Origin of the sequence: Aeromonas sp. BIGb0405, from assembly GCF_024807335.1 — a bacterium.
In the GTDB taxonomy this organism is placed as follows: Bacteria; Pseudomonadota; Gammaproteobacteria; order Enterobacterales; family Aeromonadaceae; genus Aeromonas; species Aeromonas rivuli.
Map to the genome: position 1 here is coordinate 115,635 of NZ_JANUEP010000002.1, position 17,431 is coordinate 133,065.

General features: G+C 61.5%; 15 protein-coding genes. 2 read left to right on the forward strand and 13 right to left on the reverse strand.

Annotated features, from left to right (window positions below; all coding sequences use genetic code 11):
* Nucleotides 1–30: 30 nt before the first annotated feature.
* From M2366_RS05300 to M2366_RS05325, 6 genes are all read right to left on the reverse strand, one after another.
* Nucleotides 31–702, reverse strand: a complete 672-nt coding sequence (locus M2366_RS05300) for a response regulator (RefSeq protein WP_042040884.1) — start codon at nt 700–702, stop codon at nt 31–33.
* Nucleotides 703–853: 151 nt separating this feature from the next.
* Nucleotides 854–1,477: a tetratricopeptide repeat protein gene (locus tag M2366_RS05305; RefSeq protein WP_259269155.1), complete on the reverse strand. Its 624-nt coding sequence runs from the start codon at nt 1,475–1,477 to the stop codon at nt 854–856.
* Nucleotides 1,474–2,313 (reverse strand): SDR family oxidoreductase, encoded by an 840-nt coding sequence (locus M2366_RS05310; RefSeq protein ID WP_042040882.1) that lies wholly within the window; start codon nt 2,311–2,313, stop codon nt 1,474–1,476. The genes M2366_RS05305 and M2366_RS05310 overlap by 4 nt, the downstream gene beginning before the upstream one ends.
* Nucleotides 2,314–2,353: 40 nt before the next feature.
* A complete protein-coding gene (locus M2366_RS05315; RefSeq protein ID WP_259269156.1) occupies nt 2,354–3,007 on the reverse strand; it encodes a TenA family transcriptional regulator in 654 nt (217 codons plus the stop codon).
* A complete protein-coding gene (locus M2366_RS05320; RefSeq protein WP_259269157.1) occupies nt 3,004–4,470 on the reverse strand; it encodes an AMP-dependent synthetase/ligase in 1,467 nt (488 codons plus the stop codon). Before M2366_RS05320 ends, M2366_RS05315 begins: the two co-directional genes overlap by 4 nt.
* Nucleotides 4,467–5,111, reverse strand: coding sequence for a thermostable hemolysin (locus tag M2366_RS05325; protein WP_259269158.1), 645 nt, complete (start codon nt 5,109–5,111; stop codon nt 4,467–4,469). Before M2366_RS05325 ends, M2366_RS05320 begins: the two co-directional genes overlap by 4 nt.
* Nucleotides 5,112–5,328: 217 nt before the next feature.
* Here M2366_RS05325 and M2366_RS05330 point away from each other — a divergent pair, with 217 nt between their 5' ends.
* Nucleotides 5,329–5,967: a class I SAM-dependent methyltransferase gene (locus M2366_RS05330; protein WP_259269159.1), complete on the forward strand. Its 639-nt coding sequence runs from the start codon at nt 5,329–5,331 to the stop codon at nt 5,965–5,967.
* Between the two features lie 144 nt (nt 5,968–6,111).
* Nucleotides 6,112–7,338 carry a winged helix-turn-helix domain-containing protein gene (locus M2366_RS05335; protein ID WP_259269160.1) on the forward strand — a complete coding sequence of 409 codons (1,227 nt, stop codon included), beginning with the start codon at nt 6,112–6,114 and terminating at the stop codon, nt 7,336–7,338.
* Between the two features lie 77 nt (nt 7,339–7,415).
* Here the strand turns inward: M2366_RS05335 and frdD are convergent, their stop codons facing one another.
* From frdD to mscM, 7 genes are all read right to left on the reverse strand, one after another.
* Nucleotides 7,416–7,772 (reverse strand): fumarate reductase subunit FrdD, encoded by a 357-nt coding sequence (frdD, locus tag M2366_RS05340; RefSeq protein ID WP_042040878.1) that lies wholly within the window; start codon nt 7,770–7,772, stop codon nt 7,416–7,418.
* Between the two features lie 11 nt (nt 7,773–7,783).
* Nucleotides 7,784–8,182, reverse strand: a complete 399-nt coding sequence (locus M2366_RS05345) for a fumarate reductase subunit C (RefSeq protein WP_259235487.1) — start codon at nt 8,180–8,182, stop codon at nt 7,784–7,786.
* Nucleotides 8,183–8,198: 16 nt separating this feature from the next.
* A complete protein-coding gene (locus tag M2366_RS05350; protein ID WP_042040876.1) occupies nt 8,199–8,933 on the reverse strand; it encodes a succinate dehydrogenase/fumarate reductase iron-sulfur subunit in 735 nt (244 codons plus the stop codon).
* Nucleotides 8,926–10,788, reverse strand: coding sequence for a fumarate reductase (quinol) flavoprotein subunit (gene frdA, locus M2366_RS05355; protein WP_084218143.1), 1,863 nt, complete (start codon nt 10,786–10,788; stop codon nt 8,926–8,928). Before frdA ends, M2366_RS05350 begins: the two co-directional genes overlap by 8 nt.
* A 515-nt stretch (nt 10,789–11,303) precedes the next feature.
* Nucleotides 11,304–13,181, reverse strand: a complete 1,878-nt coding sequence (locus M2366_RS05360; protein ID WP_259269161.1) for a methyl-accepting chemotaxis protein — start codon at nt 13,179–13,181, stop codon at nt 11,304–11,306.
* Between the two features lie 69 nt (nt 13,182–13,250).
* Nucleotides 13,251–14,009 carry a glycerophosphodiester phosphodiesterase gene (locus M2366_RS05365; protein ID WP_259269162.1) on the reverse strand — a complete coding sequence of 253 codons (759 nt, stop codon included), beginning with the start codon at nt 14,007–14,009 and terminating at the stop codon, nt 13,251–13,253.
* Nucleotides 14,010–14,112: 103 nt separating this feature from the next.
* Nucleotides 14,113–17,382: a miniconductance mechanosensitive channel MscM gene (gene mscM, locus M2366_RS05370; RefSeq protein WP_259269163.1), complete on the reverse strand. Its 3,270-nt coding sequence runs from the start codon at nt 17,380–17,382 to the stop codon at nt 14,113–14,115.
* Nucleotides 17,383–17,431: the final 49 nt, after the last annotated feature.

Consider the following 17,431-nt stretch of genomic DNA (forward strand, 5'->3'; position numbering starts at 1 on the left):
GCAAGATCTCGCAAGGAGGAGTGGTGACCATCAGGGGAGGGACTCCTTGAGCGGCACTATGTAGCCGACGCCACGGATGTTGCGAATGAGGTCCGAATAGAGCTTTTTACGCAGGTGGTGGATATGTACCTCGACCGCATTGCTCTCGGCGCCTTCATCCCAGCCATAGAGGCTCTGTTGCAGCTGCTCCTTGCTGAGCACTCGACCCGTCTGAGTCAACAGTTCCTGCAACAGCTTGTATTCATGAGGGGTGAGTCGCACGGCTTCCCCCCGATAGGTGACCTGCTGTGCATCCGGATAGAGCAGGATATCACCATATTCCAGCACCGACTGGGCCTGCCCCTTGCTGCGCCGCACCAGGGCGCGCAGGCGGGCGTTGAGCTCCTGCAGGGCAAACGGCTTGACCAGGTAATCGTCGGCACCGGCATCCAGGCCGAGCACCCTGTCATCCAGGGCATCCCGGGCGGTGAGGATCAATACCGGCAGGCTGTGCCCGGCGCGGCGCAGTTGGCGCAGCAGGCTGATGCCATCTATATCGGGCAGGTTGAGGTCCAGGATCAGGGTGGCGAACTCTTCGCATTTGAGCACGGACAGGGCAGGCAGGCCGAGCTGCAGCCAGTCCACGGTGTAACCGCTGCTGCGCAGGGCATCGCGCATGCCGTCACCCAGCATGAGATCGTCTTCCACCAACAGTACTCGCATACACAACTCCGGGTCAGCAAGGCCTCCCAGTATGTCTGCTGGCGAGCGCAGTTTAAACAAAGAATTCCACGGGTTAACTCACCCGCTTGGACAGGTTCTTGCGGGAGGAGAGAGGGCGGATTGCAGCCGCCCTCTCGGGTATGCCATGGCGTCAGAGTTTGGCAAGCAGCCCCTTGGCTTCGGCCCGTCGGCCCTGATCGGCCAGGGCGCGCCCCGGTCTGTCCGGTGCCTTGAGGGCGTGTTCCAGATAAGGCCTGGCTTCAGCCTTGCGGCCTTGATCTATCAGAAAGTCGCCATAGAAGAAGTTGGGGTCTATGCCGTCTGGATTGAGGGCAAGCGCCTGCTTGAGCAGTTGCTCCGCCTTCTCGTCATCGCCAAAACCCACCGGCCAACCCGGCACCTTGTAGTAGAGGGATCCCAGACTGGTATAAGCGGAGCCGTCGAGCGCCTTGGGATCCTGCTTGATGGCAATCTCCAGTTTGGTCTTGGCCGCCTTGACCAGACTCAGCGCCCCCAGCCCCCCCTTGGCACCGGCCCAGCTGCTCTGCACTATGGCAGACCAGATCAGCAGATCCGTGTTGAAGGGCGCCGCGGCGCTGGCCTCGGCTGCCTCGCTGTTCAACAGCTTGAGGCAGGTTTCCTGCTTGTCGCCGCTCTGCTGGTACTGACACTGGGCCCAGGCCTGTTGTATGCCACCGAGATCCAGGGGGGCGGCCTGGGAGAGGCCGGGGGTCAGTGCGAGCAGGGCAAGGGTAGCTATCACTGTCTTTTTCATTGTGTTTCTCCTTGATCCTGTTGCTTTTTTTGTTCGGTGTTGAGGGTCTGTCGTTGGCGGGCATGGCGTGCTATGACGGCATGTTGTTTGGCAAGGGCCCAGTCGACCAGGGCGGGCAGCAGGCCGTTGAGCCGCACAAACAAGGCCTCGGGCCAACCGAGCCAGTAGTTGCGTCCCTCCCGCATCAGGGCGTGCAACGCCGCCTCGGCCACGGCCTCCGGGGTATCGGTTTTGGTCCCGAGTTCGGCATTCATGGCATAGGCTTCGGTCGAGTTGAGTCGGGTGCGGGTCGCCCGTGGGGCGAAGTGGATCACCTTGATGCCAGAGCCTTTCAGCTCCCTCCCCAGGGCTTCGCTAAAGCCGTGCAGGGCAAACTTGCTGGCGCAGTAGACGCTGTAGCCCGGGTAGCCGATGGCGCCGAAACAGGAACCCACATTCATGATGAGGCCAGGGTGATTGAGCCTGGGCAAGAGGGCGCGGCAGAGCTGAACAGGGGCCTCCAGGTTAAGGCGCAGCTGGCGTTCGACCTGCTCGCTGCTCTGATCTTCCAACCAGGCAAACTCGTTGCAACCGGCGTTGTTGATCAGCACATCGATGGGCTCATCCAGTGCCGGGTGCTGCAGCAACTGAGCGCGGCCCGTTGCCGTCATCAGATCCGCTACCAGCAGTTGATGGCGATCAGGGTTGGGTAGCCCCTTGCGCAGCCGCTCCAGGGCGCTGCTGCGGCGTCCATGCAGCAACAATATGGCTCCCTGAGCTGCCAACTCCTGAGCCAGGGCCTCCCCGATGCCGCCGCTGGCACCGGTGAGCAGTATGCGCTTTGCGGAAAGATTCATGACGAGCGCTCCCCGGGTGGAAGAGAACAGATGACAGGCATCAATGGCGCTCCGTCAGGCTGTAGAGCATGTCGCCGTAGAGGCGGTAGACCACCTTGGCGGCATGAACAATGGCCCCCTGATCGGCCGGGCTCTCGACCCTGTCCATCAGGGATGCGAAGAACTTGAGGTGTTCCTGATCCAGGGAGCCGTGGGAGCTGAGATAGCTCATCGCCTGGGGTGGCAGACCCAATCCGCTCTTGAGCTGGTCGGCAATGGTGGTCGCGATGGCGACGCTGGTGCCTTCCAGCACCTGCACCATGCCGAAGAAGCCCATGGGGTTGCCGCGCTGCACCTGGTCATAGAGAAAGGCCACCATCAGTTCGATGGGCAGCTCGGGCTTGCCGTGGCGCACCGCCTCGGCATCGCCACCGCAGGCGCGGATGTCGCTTAAGATCCACTCCTGATGGCCGTACTCCTCGTCGATGTACTCGGCAATGGCGCCGCGCACCCATTCATACTCCTGGCCCAGCTTGCCGCCGGTGGCCATCAAGAGCGGCACAGTGTGGCGCACGTGATAGAAGGCCTGGGCGAGGAAGCGCAGGTAGATGTCGCGGGAGATCTCCCCCTTGCGGCACGCCTCTATGATGGGGGCCTTGAACAGATGCTCCCGGGCCGGGGCTGTGGCTTGTTGCAGCACTTGGTAGAAGCTCATGAGGTCTCTCCTGTAAGGCATTGGCTGATCTGCCGGGAAAAGTGGTGATAAATCCGCTCGCGGCGGGGACGACCGTTGGCGGTCAGCAGCTCCGGATGCTGATCCAGCGCCACCGGCAGCCAGTGATGGATGCGGGCGTAATCGGGCAGGCGGTGGTTGAGCTGCTCTATCTGTTGGGCCAGCTGGGCGTCGGCGCCGGGCAGTGGCTGGATCAGGGCGACGTTGGCTGGCTGGCCGTCGCCGAAGATCACGATGCGGGCGATGGCGGGACAGAGCTGGGCTTCCGCCTCGATCCACTCGGGGGAGAAGTTGCGGCCAAAAGCGGTGATCTGCACGTTCTTCTTGCGCCCTGTGATGTGCAGGTAACCCTCCGCATCCAGGTGGCCCAGATCGCCGGTGGCAACCAGCTCTGGCGCCGGTTCATCGCTGCCCAGATAGCCGAGCATGGCAGCCCCCTCCACCAGGATCTCGCCGTCGGCGGCGATCGATACCCGGCAGTGGGGCAGTGGCTGGCCGACGCTGCCCGGGCTGTGTCCATCCGGGCCGTTGAGCGCCACCACTGAGCCGCACTCCGACAGGCCATAACCTTCATAGACAGGCAGCCCCAGCTTGCGAGCGCGGCTGATGAGCTCGGGCGAGACCTTGCCACCACCCACAGCGACGAAGCGCAGGCCGGCCAGCTGCTCGGCCAGCGCCGGGTTGGCACTGCACAGGGCCAGCAGCAGGCGCAGCAGCTCGGGCACCAGCACCAGGCTGTGGGTGGGCCAGCGCAGCAGGGCCTGGGCCAGGGTGGCCGGATCCAGCTTGCTGGAACCGGCAAAGCCGAGCTCTCCCAGCGAGGGGATGCGGCTGCAGGCGCCGGTGAGCAGCGGCACGTAGAGGCCGGTCAGGTTTTCCAGCAGTGTGGTAAGCGGCAGCAGGGTCAGGTGCTTCTCGACGTTGGCCGGGGCGACCCGCTCGGCCAGCGAGGCGCAGACCGCCATCATCTGGGCCAGCGACAGGCAGACGCCTTTGGGCTGCCCTGTGGTGCCGGAGGTATAGGTGATCTTGGCGGTACCGGACGGCAGAGGCGGCAGACTGGCAGGCGTGCGGCGCCACAGCGGCAGCTCGCCGACCGCCAGTTGCAGCGGCTCGCTGGCCTGCCAGCCGGGATGGTGGGGGCCGATCAGGGCGTCGGCGCCGCTGCTCTCCAGCAGCCACGCCTGCTGCTCCGGGCTGAAGAAGTGGGGGATCGGGATCACCACTATGCCGGCCTTGGCGCAGGCCAAGTCGATCAATGCCCAGGGCAGGCCGTTATCCAGTTGCAGTGCCAGCCGGGCTATGCCGGCCTGCTGCAGACGGTCGGCCAGGGCGGACACCTGCAGCCACAACTGTTGGTAGCTGATCCTATGCTCGCCGCCGCTCAGGGCCGGGCTGTGGGGCGTATGGCGGGCGAAATGGGCTATCTGGTCAAACAGCATCATAGGGCGTTCCGGTGCGGGCAGTTGAACAGGGAGGGCATGGGGGCCAGCAGGGAGAGCAGCAGGCTGCCCTGGGCCAGTGCCTGCCGTCCCTGGCCGAGATCGCCGACCATCACCTTGGGCTGGCAGTGGTAATAGGCGCCCCAGGCGCTGGCATCGTCACCCACCTTGTCGGCCTGGGCGGGGGCCAGCTCCACCGGGGTGAGGTGGAGGCGATGGAAGCTGTTGCGAAGCCGGGCTGTGCCGGTGAACACAACATAATCGAGGTCGTTGTCGCACAGCAGGCGGCAGAGCGCAGCAAACATCAGACGGGCGTTGCCCGGTTCGCTACAGGCGAGATTGCCCACCTCTACGATGCGATTTCGCCGGGCGGGGGCACCCAGCCTTGTCTCGATGGCGACCTCTATGGGGTGGTCCAGATACTGTTCCAGATAGAGGCGTTCATTACTTGCCAACTTGAGGCCGCAGGCGCCAACCAAGATGCCGTCTGCCCGGTAGAGACCGAGCAGGCAGGGCAGAAAATGGGGAATGCGGGCGTTGAACTCCTGGCTGTAGGCCGCCTGTATGTAGGCCTGCAATGCCATGACCTGTTGCGGGGTATCGGCCAGTACCAAACGGTAGGGGGCTTGAATGTCTGTGGTCATGGATGGCTCCTTCTGATCTGTTGTTGTCAGACTAAAGGGGCAAACTTAAGAAATCCTTAAGAGGTAAAAAATTTGTATCAGGGCGATGCAACATCCTGAAAAATGAAGCGAAGCTGTGACGAGCCATCCGGTCGGCAGGACAAAAACCTTGTCAGCCAGCAGACAGGCAGGCAAGCTGCGGCCATTTCAGACCGCCCCGCTTTCGAGAGAAGATGCCATGACCCCCTTATCCTGCCCGCTCTGCTGTGCCACCGATGCCTATGGGCTGCCGGTGGCCGGCAAGCTGTATCATCGCTGCCGGGCCTGCGAGCTGGTCTGGCTGGATGCGGCCGAGCACCTGGATCCCGAGCGCGAGAAGTCGGTCTATGACGGCCACGACAACCAGGTGGATGATCCCCGCTATCGCAGCTTTCTGATGCGGGCCTTCGGCGAGGTGCTGAGCCGGCTGCCGCCGCCAGCCAGCGGCCTCGACTTCGGTTGCGGCCCGGGCCCGGCGCTGATCGCCATGGGGCGGGAGGCGGGCTACCAGATGGCGGGCTACGACAAGTTCTATGCCGACTTCCCCGAGCTGCTGACGCGGCAGTATGACTTCATCACCAGCACCGAGGTGATCGAGCACATCGCCACCCCACGCGCCGTGCTGGAGATGCTGTGGGGCTGCCTCAAGCCCGGCGGTATCCTGGTGTTGCAGACCCAGATGGTGCTTGGTGACGAGCGCTTCAAGAGCTGGCGCTACCGCCACGATCCGACCCACATCGTCTTCTTTGCCGAGGCCTCGTTTCGCGCCTTGGCGGCCCGCTGGCAGGCAGACGTTCTCTTTCCCCACGCCGATGTGGCGGTCATCACCAAACCCTGAACGGGGCATTTTCATTTGGCGGTGGCTTGGGCATGCTGATGGCCTGACCGCAGGGCGTTACTTTCCCCATTTATCATCGCGCTGGCGCTGCGAGCCGCGACGAGGCGGCAAGCGCGGCACCCTGAAACCAAGGAGTGGTTTTTCATGTCGATCCCCCATCTCTCGCTGCAGGACGCCCGTCATCTGCAACTGGCGGCCCAGGGCCTGCTTGCCCCCCGTCGCAGCAAAGCGACCCCGGCCGATCTGCTGGCGACTATTCGCCGCATGGCGCTGCTGCAGATAGACACCATCTCTGTGGTGGCGCGCAGCCCCTATCTGGTGCTGTTCAGCCGGCTCGGCCAGTACGAGCCGCGCTGGCTGGAGCAACTGCTGGCCGATGGCGATCTCTTCGAATACTGGGCTCACGAGGCCTGTTTCGTGCCCCGCGAGGATTACCGCCTGCTGCGTCATCGCATGCTGGATCCCGCCGCCATGGGCTGGAAGTTCTCCGCCCAGTGGCTCAAGACCCACGGCGACCAGATAGCGCAGATAGTCGAGCGGATTCGCCGGGATGGCCCGGTGCGGGCCATCGACTTCGAGCGCAAGGGGCAGAAGGGCAACGGCTGGTGGGACTGGAAGCCCGAGAAGCGCCATCTGGAGGTGCTGTTTACCGCCGGAAGCCTGATGGTGCGCGAGCGGCGCAACTTCCAGCGGGTCTACGATCTCGCCGAGCGGGTCATGCCCGAGTGGGACGATGGGCGGGATCTGCCGAGCCCTGAGCTCGCCCTGCGCGACATGGTGCGCGCCAGCTGCCGGGCGCTGGGGCTGGTCAAGACCGGCTGGGTGGCGGATTACTACCGGCTGCGACGCGGCAAATACGACGCCCTGCTCCATCAGCTGGCGGACGAGGGGGAGCTGCTGCCGGTGCGGGTGGAGGGCTGGCAGCACGGCGCCTTCGTGCACGCATCGCTCTCCGATGAGCTGGCCCGGGCCCAGGCTGGCACTCTCAAGGCGACCCACACCGCCGTGCTCTCGCCCTTCGATCCCCTGGTGTGGGATCGCAAGCGGGCCAGCGAACTCTTTGGCTTTGACTACCGCATCGAGTGCTACACCCCGGCCCCCAAGCGCCAGTACGGCTACTTCGTGTTGCCGTTGTTGCGCCGGGGCAAGCTGGTGGGACGTCTGGATGCCAAGGCCCATCGCAAGGAGGGGGTGTTCGAGGTCAAGAGCCTCTATCTGGAGCAAGGAGTCAGGGTGAGCGCCAGCCTGGTGCAGGATCTGGCGACGGCGCTGCAAAAACTGGCCGACTGGCACCAGACGCCGTCTCTGCACGTCGCTGCCATGCCAGCCTCCCTGCGGGCCCTGTGGCCAGAGCCAGCGCTGCATCCTTAGCCCGCAGACTAAACGACAGCCAAACAAAAACCGGGCACAGGGCCCGGTTTTATCATCTGTTGCTGGCAACCTAAGGATTACTGGAGTACCAGCACCATCAGCAGACCGATTGTGATGGCGGACACCAGGAAGGCGAAGCCATAGAACACGTAGTGGTGCAGCTTGGTGGTGTGGATCCCAAGGTCATGCAGGCCGTGGTAGATGCGGTGCATGCCGTGCCAGATGGGCAGGGCGATGATCACCAGCAGTATGCAGGCACCCCACCAGGAGCTGGCGAAGTCGTGCACGCGCTCGAAGCTCATGGTCTCCACGTCCATGATGCCCATGGGCACCAGCAGACCGGTAATGAGGACAATCACCGGCAGCAGCATGGCAACCACCATGCCACCGGCACCAAAGAGTCCCCAGTAAATGGGTTCGTCAGAACGTCTCATCATTAATCTCCTCAGGCCACGATGATCAGGACAAGCAGGGATACCACCGCCAGCGCCACATACTGGACGATGACGATCGGCTTCTCCGGCAGCAGGTCTTCGCCACGGAAGATGCGCATGGCCTTGGGAGCCAGGGCGAACCAGGTCTTGGCGTGGAACAGGCAGGCTGCCAGCGCGATGACGTGGAACAGGATGGCGATTGGGCTCTGCAGGGATTCCAGCCAGCCGTTGAACGCCTCCTGACCCTGAACCAGTCGCAGCAGACCCCACATCAGCACCACGGCATAGATGGAGACGAAGATGCTGGTGCCTTCGCGGATCATGTAACCGGTGTAGAAGGCGTTCTTCAGCCACCAGTCTTTCTTCATTTCGCGCACGTAAGGCTTACGTTTGCTATTGGTGTTGTTCATGGTCTCACTCCTGATCTCAATCTGGCTTGAACATGGCGATCATGTAGTCCTTGGCACTCTCGACCTTGCCAAGCTGGATGGCAGCGGCCGGATCCACGCCCTTCGGACAGACATCGGAGCAATAACCCACGAAGGTACAACCCCAGACACCCTCATCCTGGCTGATGATCTTCATCCGCTCCTTGGACGCGCCATCGCGGTTGTCGGCGTTGTAGCGATAAGCCAGCGCCAGGGCCGCCGGGCCGGTGAACTTCTTGTTGATGCCATACTGCGGGCAGGCGGCGTAGCACAGACCACAGTTGATGCACATGGAGAACTGGTGATACTTCGCCATGTCAGCCGGGGTCTGGGTGTACTCGCCGTCGCACAGGTTGCGCGGCTCAGACGGGATGATGTAGGGCTTGATGCTCTCCAGCTTCTCGATGAAATCGGACATGTCGACCACCAGATCGCGCTCGATCGGGAAGTTGTTGAGCGGTTCGATCTTCATCTTGCCCGGCAGGTAGTCCCGCAGGAAGGTCTTGCAGCCCAGCTTCGGAATGCCGTTGACCATCATGCCGCAGGAGCCGCAGATCGCCATCCGGCAGGACCAGCGGAAGCTTAAGGTAGAGTCCAGCTGATCCTTGATGTACTGCAGGGCATCGAGCAGGGACATCTCTTTCAGATAAGGCACCTGGAAGGTCTGCATCCAGGGCTCGTTGTCCTGCTCCGGGCGGTAGCGCAGGATCTCAATTTCGATCATCTCAGCCATGTTTGTTAGCCTCGTCTTGTTTCTCACCCTCGGAACCGTGCACCTGTTCAGCTACCGGTTGGGATGCCATGGTCGCGGCCTTTTTGGCCTTGTCCTGCTGTTCACCCTCGGAGCCATAGACGCGTTTTGCCGGTTGGGATTTAGTGATCTTCACATCGGAGTAGTCGATGGTCGGGGCGCCTTGCTGGTTATAGAAGGAGAGGGAGTGCTTGAGGTAGTTCAGGTCATCCCGCTCCTCAAATCCATCCAGCCGCTGGTGGGAGCCACGAGACTCTTTGCGGTTGATGGCGGAGTGGGCCATGGCTTCGGCCACGTCCAGCATGTAGCCCAGTTCGATGGCGTACAGCAGATCGGTGTTGAAGACAGAGGACTTGTCGTTGATCTTGACCTTCTTGTAACGGGCCTTCAGCTCGTTGATCTTGTCGATGGTGCCCTGCATCAGCTCTTCGGTACGGTAGATACCGACCCCGGCTTCCATGGACAGGCCCAATTCGTTGCGGATATCGGCCGGGTTTTCGGTGCCGTCGATGTCGAGCAGAGAGAGGTGCTGCTTGATCAGTTGCTCGGCCTTGGCGGCCAGGGCCTGGGTGTCGCCATGGGTCTGGGTCTTGGCAAATTCACCGGCGTGCTCACCGGCCACCTTGCCGAACACCACGATTTCGGACAGGGAGTTGGAGCCCAGCCGGTTGGCGCCGTGCAGACCGACGGAGGCACACTCGCCGAGGGCATAGAGGCCCGGCATGCGGGTGGCGCATTGGCCGTTGGTCTCGATGCCACCCATGGTGTAGTGGGCGGTCGGACGAACCGGGATCGGCTCCTTGACCGGATCCACACCCACGTAGGCCTTGGCCAGTTCGCAGATGAAGGGCAGGCGCTCTTTCAGGTACTTCTCGCCGAGGTGGCGCAGGTCGAGGTGCACCACGTCGCCCATGGGGCCTGGGATGGTGCGGCCTTTCTGCTGCTCCTGCCAGAATGCCTGGGAGAGACGATCGCGCGGGCCCAGCTCCATGTACTTGTTCTTGGCCTCGCCGACCGGGGTTTCCGGGCCCAGACCGTAATCTTGCAGATAGCGGTAACCATCCTTGTTGACCAGGATGCCACCTTCACCACGACAACCTTCGGTCATCAGGATACCGGTGCCCGGCAGGCCGGTCGGGTGATACTGGACGAACTCCATGTCCCGCAGGGGCACACCGTGACGGTAGGCCAGGGCCATGCCATCGCCGGTGACTATGCCACCGTTGGTGTTGTAGCGGTAGACACGACCGGCGCCACCTGTGGCCAGAATGACGGACTTGGCCTGGATGAAGCGGGTGATGCCGTTCTGGATATCGAAGGTCAGTACGCCCTGCACGCGGCCATCTTCCACGATCAAGTCCATGCAGAAGTGCTCGTCGAAGCGCTTGATGGTCGGGTACTTGATGGAGGTCTGGAACAGGGTATGCAGAATGTGGAAACCGGACTTGTCGGCGGCAAACCAGGTGCGGGGGATCTTCATCCCGCCGAAGCGGCGCACGTTGGCCTTGCCGTCCGGTTTGCGGCTCCAGGGGCAGCCCCAGTGCTCCAGCTGGACCATCTCCTGGGTACAGTTTTCGACGAAGTAATCGACCACGTCCTGCTCGCACAACCAGTCGCCACCGGACACGGTGTCGTTGAAGTGGTTTTCGAGGGAGTCATCGTCGCGGACAACACCGGCGGCGCCACCCTCTGCGGCCACGGTGTGGCTGCGCATCGGGTAGACCTTGGAGATCAGGGCGATCTCCAGATCCGGGTGGGCTTCTGCTATGGCGATAGCGGCACGCAGGCCACCACCACCGGCACCGATGATGGCGACATCGGTCTTGATAATATCCACATCTGCCTCCTTAGGGATAGATTTGCTAGGCACGATTTTGCTCTATGAAAAAAATTCAGGCTTGATACAAGTCAAACTGCTCTGTTTTAGTGCGTGGCAATGGTGACTTTTATGCAAATCACCCCATTCCATGGACAAAACTGCCGTATTCATCGCCATCCTTCAGTCAGCTCGGATTAGCCGCATTGCGGATCGTTGTCATTTAAGTCCAAGATTGTACGTAGTTTTCTGTCAAAAAAATGAGAAACACCTCTCTTTTTAGGTATTAACCCTAACGTTTTTAAGTTTTTTATCAAAAATATTTAATAATAATTATTCGCATGGTCTTGTGCCAAAAAGGCGTCAAAAAAGTAATGCGAATATAACTGAGTGGGGACTTGTATGAGTAAATTCGTTGCCTGGATGGAGAGCGGGCTCACAGCGAGGTGGGGGGAAAGGGAATGATGGCCACAGAAGCAAAAAGAATTTATCAAACAAAGGGGCCTGAATGGCCCCTTTGTTTTTTTTCAACGCGCTCAGATGCGGAACATGCCGACCTGATTGCTCAATTCTCCCGAGATGTTCTTGAGTTGGGCGGAGAGGTTGCGGGAGCTATCCGCATCCTCGGCCAGCTCGTCCGAGACATCCTTCACCGCCTGTATGTTGCGGCTCACCTCGTCGGTGACGGCGCGCTGTTCCTCGGCGGCACTGGAGATCTGGGTCGCCATGTCGGAGATCTGATTGATGGAGGCGGTGATCTGCTCCAGGGCCAGGGTGGCGTTGCTGGCATCATCCACGCTGTTCTGGGCGAGCAGTTGACCCTCGTGCATGGTGCTGACTGCCCCCTGGGTGTTGCGCTGCAGGGTCTCTATCATGCTGCGGATCTCGACGGTGGAGCTGTGAGTGCGCTGGGACAAGACTCGCACCTCGTCGGCGACCACGGCGAAACCACGACCCTGTTCACCGGCCCGGGCGGCCTCGATGGCGGCGTTGAGCGCCAGCAGGTTGGTCTGCTCGGCGATGCCCTGGATGGTGGAGAGGATGGTGTTGATCTCCTGAGCGTTCTTCTCCAGCTCTTGAATGATGCCGGAGGCCTGCTTCACCTGGGTGGCAAGATCGGTGATGGATCTCTGGTTGCGGGCAATCACCTGCTTGCCGTGCTCACAGCTGTTGGAGGAGGTGCGCGCCGCATCGGCGGTCTGCTCGGCGTTGCTGGCCACCTCGACGGCGGTGGCGGACATCTCGTGCACCGCAGTGGCAATCTGGGAGATCTCATTCTGCTGGCGGGCCAGCCCCTGGCTCGATTTCTCCGCCATGTTATGGGAGGAGCTGGCCTGCTGATTGAGCTGACCCGAGGAGTTGGAGATGTCCTGTACCATGACGTGGATGCGATCGATGAAGGTGTTGAGGTGTTTGGCAACCGTACCCACCTCGTCTTCCCGCTCAATCTTGACCCTGCGGGTCAGGTCACCATTACCACGGGAAAGGTCGGCGATGGCCTCACCCAGGGTCTGCAAGGGGGAGAGCGCACGGCTGATGGCCAGGGAGGAGAAACCCGCCACTATGAGGATGGTGAGCAGTCCCTGCAGCAGGGTGGAGGTCACCATGCGCGACACCGACTGATAGGCCACCGCCTCCTCCACCACTATGCCGAAGTACCAGCTGGAGTTGGGAATTTCGGTCAGGTCGAACACGCTCAGCTTGCCGCCGATCACCATGTCGGAGATGGTGCCATCATGGGCCAGTTCGTTGACCTTGGCAGGGGTCAGCTCGGGGGACATCTCGGTGGCGGGCTTGAGGGCCAACGCCTTGTCCGGGTGGGCGATGATGACGCCACTCTTGTCGACCAGCACGGCATAGGTACCTTCCTGGTTCATGGCCAGGATATCGCGCACCAGGCTGTCGATGGAGACGTCGCCCGCGATGACGCCCTGGGTGTTGCCCCGGGTGAAAGGCTCGGCGATGGTGATGATGAGCTGGCCCGTGGTGATGTCGGCATAGGGCTCTGTGATGATGAGCTTGCCGGCGGCGATGGCTTCCTTGTACCAGGGGCGCTGGCGCGGGTCATAGCCAGCGGGCAGGTCGGTCGGCTTGCTCTGGATCATCTTGCCATCCTGAGTCCCGGCGTAGACGAGGTCGAAGTTGCCGGCATTCATGGCCTGGGCCAGGTGGCTGATGGGGGCATCCTGATCGGTGAAGGCCTCCTTGGCGGAGGTGACCATGCCGATGCGCGAGTCGAGCCAGCGGGAGATCCCCTTGACGTTGGAGGTGGAGCTCTCGTCGATGATGTTCCAGACCAGGCGCTGGGTTTCACTCTTGAGCTGGCTGGTGTTGTACCAGACCTGCAGCCCGGTAATGATCAGAATGATCAGGCCGACGGCCAGTACCAGCTTGTTTTTGATAGATAGGTTCATGGGTACATCCTTGTGAGCGTCTGTCTGCGTTAGTCAGAATGGGTTATTTTATTGTTATGGTCCCTTAGGTTATCGGCCGATTTCCGGCTTCTTTATCCCCTCGACCCCTTTATTTTCGTGGTCTGTGGCGTTTTGACCCAGCTCAGGGTCCTGCAGCATCCGCTCGGGACTGTTGGTGAAGATTCCATCGACCCCCCATTCATGTAATTGCCGGGCATCTTCCAGCTGATCGACTGTATAGATCAGCACCTTGAATCCGCGATCATGGGCATCCCTCACCAGGGCTTCATCCACGAAATCGAGGTCGCAGTTCAGTGACCAGGCATTGAGTGCCTCGGCGGCATGGGAGAAGGCCAGGGGGCGATTGGCGATGAGGGCGCCGAGCCGGATCTCGGGGCGCAGTGCGCCGAAGCGGGCCAATTCGGGGTGATGGAAGGAGGAGACCAGCCACTGATCCGGGGTAAAGCCGAGATCGCGCTCGGCACGTCGGGTGAGGGCCGCGACCCCCTCTGCCGTATCACTCCCCTTGAGCTCGATATGCAGCTCACAGCGTCCCTTGAGAAGCGTCATGACTTGCCACAGGAGGGGAATGGGCTCCCCCTCACCGGCATCCAGGCCATGCAAGTAGTCGGCACGTTGTCGGCTCAGCACCCCATGACCATTGGTACAGCGTTCCAGGCGACGATCGTGGAATACCCACAGTTCGCCATCTGCTTGCTGCACGTCGATCTCGATGGCAGGGGCACCCAACTCGAGGGCAAGGCGTATGGCCTTGAGGGTATTTTCCGGGGCCAGGCTGCTGGCCCCGCGATGGGCGATGATCTGCATTGGCGGGCTCCTGTTGTCGGTGTCGGTGCACGGCGCGGCGCTTGTTGCACCCTACCAGCCCCGCAGGGTGCAATGAACAACGTGAATTGCATCGCTATCCATATCATCCCCGACTCATCCGAATGTCGATTTGTTGGTGAGGCAGATGCATGCCTAACTGATGCAGTTTTTCCAGGATGGCCGAGTGGACCTCGTGGGTGATCGGCATCCGGTGATCCATGTTGTTGACGTAGAGCCGGATCTCGTAGATGAGCGCCGAATCGGTGAATTCGATCAGGAACACCTCGGGGATCGGGGTATCCAGCACCAGGCTGGATTCACGCACGCACTGCTCGAGCAGCTGCTGCACCCGCTTGGGATCCTGGGTCAGGCCGATGCGGATACGCAGCTTGACCCGGGTGATGGCATCGGACAGGGACCAGTTGATGAACTGTTCGGTAATGAAAGCCTTGTTGGGCACAATGATCTCTTTCCTGTCCCAGTCCACGATAGTGGTGGCCCGGGTCTTGATCTTGGAGACTGTCCCGGTCAGATCGCGGATGGTGACGGTATCGCCGAGCCGGATCGGCTTCTCAAACAAGATGATCAGGCCGGAAACGAAGTTGGCAAAGATCTCCTGCAGGCCGAAGCCCAGCCCCACCGAGAGCGCCGCCACCAGCCACTGGGTCTTGGACCAGTCGATGCCGAGCATGGAGAAGCCGGTCAGGGCGCCTATCAGGATGACCATGTATTTGCTGACGGTGGTCAGTGCGAAGCCGGTGCCGGGGGAGAGGCTCAGGTGTTGCAGCAGGGTGAGCTCCATCAGACCCGGCAGGTTGCGGGCCGTCATCACCGTCAGGATGAAGACGAACAGGGTCAGCATCAGATCCTGCAAGGTGATGGCCGAGAGCTGCTCTATGCCCGCCACCTTGCTGCTTACCTGCCAGACCTCGATGTTGCTCAGGAAACTGAAGGCCGAGTTGAGATCGGACCATTGCACCACCACCAGTATGGTGAAGCCCAGCATCAGCAAGGTGCGGATAAGGCCGAGGGACTGGGCACTGATGGTGTCCAGATCCAGCTCCTGCTCCTCCACCACATCCGGGATCTCGGAACTGAGGTCATCTTGTTCTTCCCGTTCACGCTGGGCCAGGATCTCGGCGCGGCGGCTCTTGGCGCGCTCGAAGGCGAGTCGCCTGCGCTGGATCAGCATCCAGCGCCTTGCCAGGTAGTAGACCAGCAGGCAGCCGAGCCCCATCAGCAGGCTCACTTCCAGTTGGCGCAGCAGGATGCGGGAGGTGTAGAAGTAGCCGAGCAGGGCCCCGGTCACCGCCACCAGGGGCGCCAGCATGAGGGCGTTCCAGATGAAGTGGTGCAACAGGTGTGGCTTGTTCATGTCTGCCTGTCCCCAGGTGAGCGGCAGCCGCTCATGATTGAGGCGCACGAAGAAGAGCAGCAGCCAGAGCGCACCCACGATGAAGGCGAGCCGCCCCAGGGTGTCGTAGAAGGCGTGCTCTTGATAGCTGTCGGCCATGCCCTGCACGAAGAAGCTGGGGATCAGGATCAGCAAGAGGGTGCGGAACTGGCCCCAGACGCGGGTCACTTGCACGCCACTCCAGCCGAAGTGGTGAATGAGTATGCCTTTCTCCAGGGTGAGATGGCGCACCAGCAGCAGGGCCAGCAGCAGGAACCAAATCTCGCCGAGCCCCTTGGCGACGGCGATGGCGAAGGGATATTGCCAGGCCCCCTCCAGCTGGTAGCGCAGCAGCAGTGCCATGGCGGGCAGGGGCAGGGCGGCGACCAAGGATCGCAGCAGCAAACGACTGGTCAGGCTGAATTTGTCCTGGGTTACCTTGCCGACCCGTGAGGCTATCTGCTGGCTGAAATTGCTCAGATGGCGGGCCAGCCGGATCCAGAGCCCGAATAGCAGCAGCAGGGTGAAGACGATGAAGGTGAGGCGGGTGGCGCCCTGTTCGGCCAGGGCCAGGGGCAGTTGCCACCAGTTGGCAGGATCGAATGCCAGTCCCAACGCGGCAGGCACCCCGAGCAGGACGGCCGGGGTCAGGGGAGGCACATCTGGCAGCCAGAACAGATGGCTGGCGCTGAGATCGCGAATTTCGTCTATTTTGCTGTTCTGGCGGATGTAGAGCAGCTTGAGCCTGGTCTGCTCCTGGATCAGGGTATCGGCGGCATCATTGAGCCGGGTCAACAGCAGGCGACGGGTCTTGAGCAGGTTATCGAGCACTGTGATCTGGGTGCGGTCGAGCTTGTTGCTCTCTTCTTCGAGCAGTCTATCCCGGACGTGAGCCGGATCCTTGAGCCCCTCCTGCTCCCCTTCATAACGGTATTTGGCGATGCGCGACTGCACTATGGCCGATTCGAGCTTGTCGAGGGGGAAGTAGGCGGGCAGGTCGGCCAGTTTGCTGCGCAGGTTTTCACCGTAAGCATTGCTTATCTGCAGCCATTCGAGCTGTTCGCGTACCGAATCGACCAGGTCATTGAGGTGGGAGAGGCTGTTGTCCAGATCCCGCTGCTCGTCTTGCACCCTTTCTATCTGCTCTTCCAGGGTACCGAGCTGGATGGAGAGCCTCTGGTTCTGCTGTTGCTGCTCCTGCAGCAGCGGCATGTCGGCGGTGAGCTGGGCCTTGAGCCGCGCGCTCTGGGCCAGGGTGCGTTCGGTATTCTGGCGTCTGAGCAGGTTCTGCTGGCCGATGAGGGCGTTTTGCCATTCGTCTTCATCCGTGATGGCGAGGTTGAGCCCCTGCACCTTGAGCTTGGCAAGATCGCTGCGCTGCTGGGCGGAGAGCTGTTCCAGCTCCAGCATCTGGATCCGATCAGACAGCGCCTGCTCCTTGAGGCGGGTCATCAACTGCAGTGCCTCATGCTGACGATCCGACTCGCCACTGAAACTCATCCGATCGAGCTGAGCGCGGGTCTGTTGCAGCTGCTTGCGCAGCTCATCGATACGCAGGTGAAACTCCTGGCCGGTGATCTCCTGCTGATTGAGGTTGTCGATCAGCTCCTGACGCTCCTTGCGCAGGTTGAGCTGGCGATTGTTGCTCAGCCCCAGTGCCTGACGCAGGGCATCCTCGCTCAGGCTAGCGAGGGGCACCCGGTTGGCGGGCTGGTAGTTGTGCAGGGCATCTTTGAGCCGTGCCGACTCATTGGGGTAGTCGATCATCAGCTGTTGATAGGCTTTACCCTGTGCCCGGTAGCGTTCCGCATCCCGGGCGTATTGCAGTGCCTGCTGATAGCTTTCCCGCAGCTTCTGATGCTCAGGTGCATCGCCCTTGGGCACGCTCTGGAGCAGCTCCTCTATCTGCGAGGTGGCGTCATCGGCCTGGGAGAGCAGGGGAAGGCAGAGGAAAAGCAGGGGGAGCAGGCGTTGCAACATGAGGCTCGTTTCCGTTCGAGAGAAGAGTCCTAGCCTAAAGCAGGGCTCT

Excerpts from the sequence above, each read along its gene's own strand:
- M2366_RS05305 (WP_259269155.1), bottom strand. The coding sequence starts at position 1,477 with ATGAAAAAGACAGTGATAGCTACCCTTGCCCTGCTCGCACTGACCCCC.
- M2366_RS05365 (WP_259269162.1), bottom strand. The coding sequence starts at position 14,009 with ATGCAGATCATCGCCCATCGCGGGGCCAGCAGCCTGGCCCCGGAAAAT.
- M2366_RS05330 (WP_259269159.1), top strand. The coding sequence starts at position 5,329 with ATGACCCCCTTATCCTGCCCGCTCTGCTGTGCCACCGATGCCTATGGG.
- M2366_RS05300 (WP_042040884.1), bottom strand. The coding sequence starts at position 702 with ATGCGAGTACTGTTGGTGGAAGACGATCTCATGCTGGGTGACGGCATG.
- M2366_RS05350 (WP_042040876.1), bottom strand. The coding sequence starts at position 8,933 with ATGGCTGAGATGATCGAAATTGAGATCCTGCGCTACCGCCCGGAGCAG.
- M2366_RS05360 (WP_259269161.1), bottom strand. The coding sequence starts at position 13,181 with ATGAACCTATCTATCAAAAACAAGCTGGTACTGGCCGTCGGCCTGATC.
- M2366_RS05345 (WP_259235487.1), bottom strand. The coding sequence starts at position 8,182 with ATGAACAACACCAATAGCAAACGTAAGCCTTACGTGCGCGAAATGAAG.
- M2366_RS05335 (WP_259269160.1), top strand. The coding sequence starts at position 6,112 with ATGTCGATCCCCCATCTCTCGCTGCAGGACGCCCGTCATCTGCAACTG.
- M2366_RS05320 (WP_259269157.1), bottom strand. The coding sequence starts at position 4,470 with ATGATGCTGTTTGACCAGATAGCCCATTTCGCCCGCCATACGCCCCAC.
- frdD (WP_042040878.1), bottom strand. The coding sequence starts at position 7,772 with ATGAGACGTTCTGACGAACCCATTTACTGGGGACTCTTTGGTGCCGGT.
- M2366_RS05315 (WP_259269156.1), bottom strand. The coding sequence starts at position 3,007 with ATGAGCTTCTACCAAGTGCTGCAACAAGCCACAGCCCCGGCCCGGGAG.
- mscM (WP_259269163.1), bottom strand. The coding sequence starts at position 17,382 with ATGTTGCAACGCCTGCTCCCCCTGCTTTTCCTCTGCCTTCCCCTGCTC.
- M2366_RS05310 (WP_042040882.1), bottom strand. The coding sequence starts at position 2,313 with ATGAATCTTTCCGCAAAGCGCATACTGCTCACCGGTGCCAGCGGCGGC.
- M2366_RS05325 (WP_259269158.1), bottom strand. The coding sequence starts at position 5,111 with ATGACCACAGACATTCAAGCCCCCTACCGTTTGGTACTGGCCGATACC.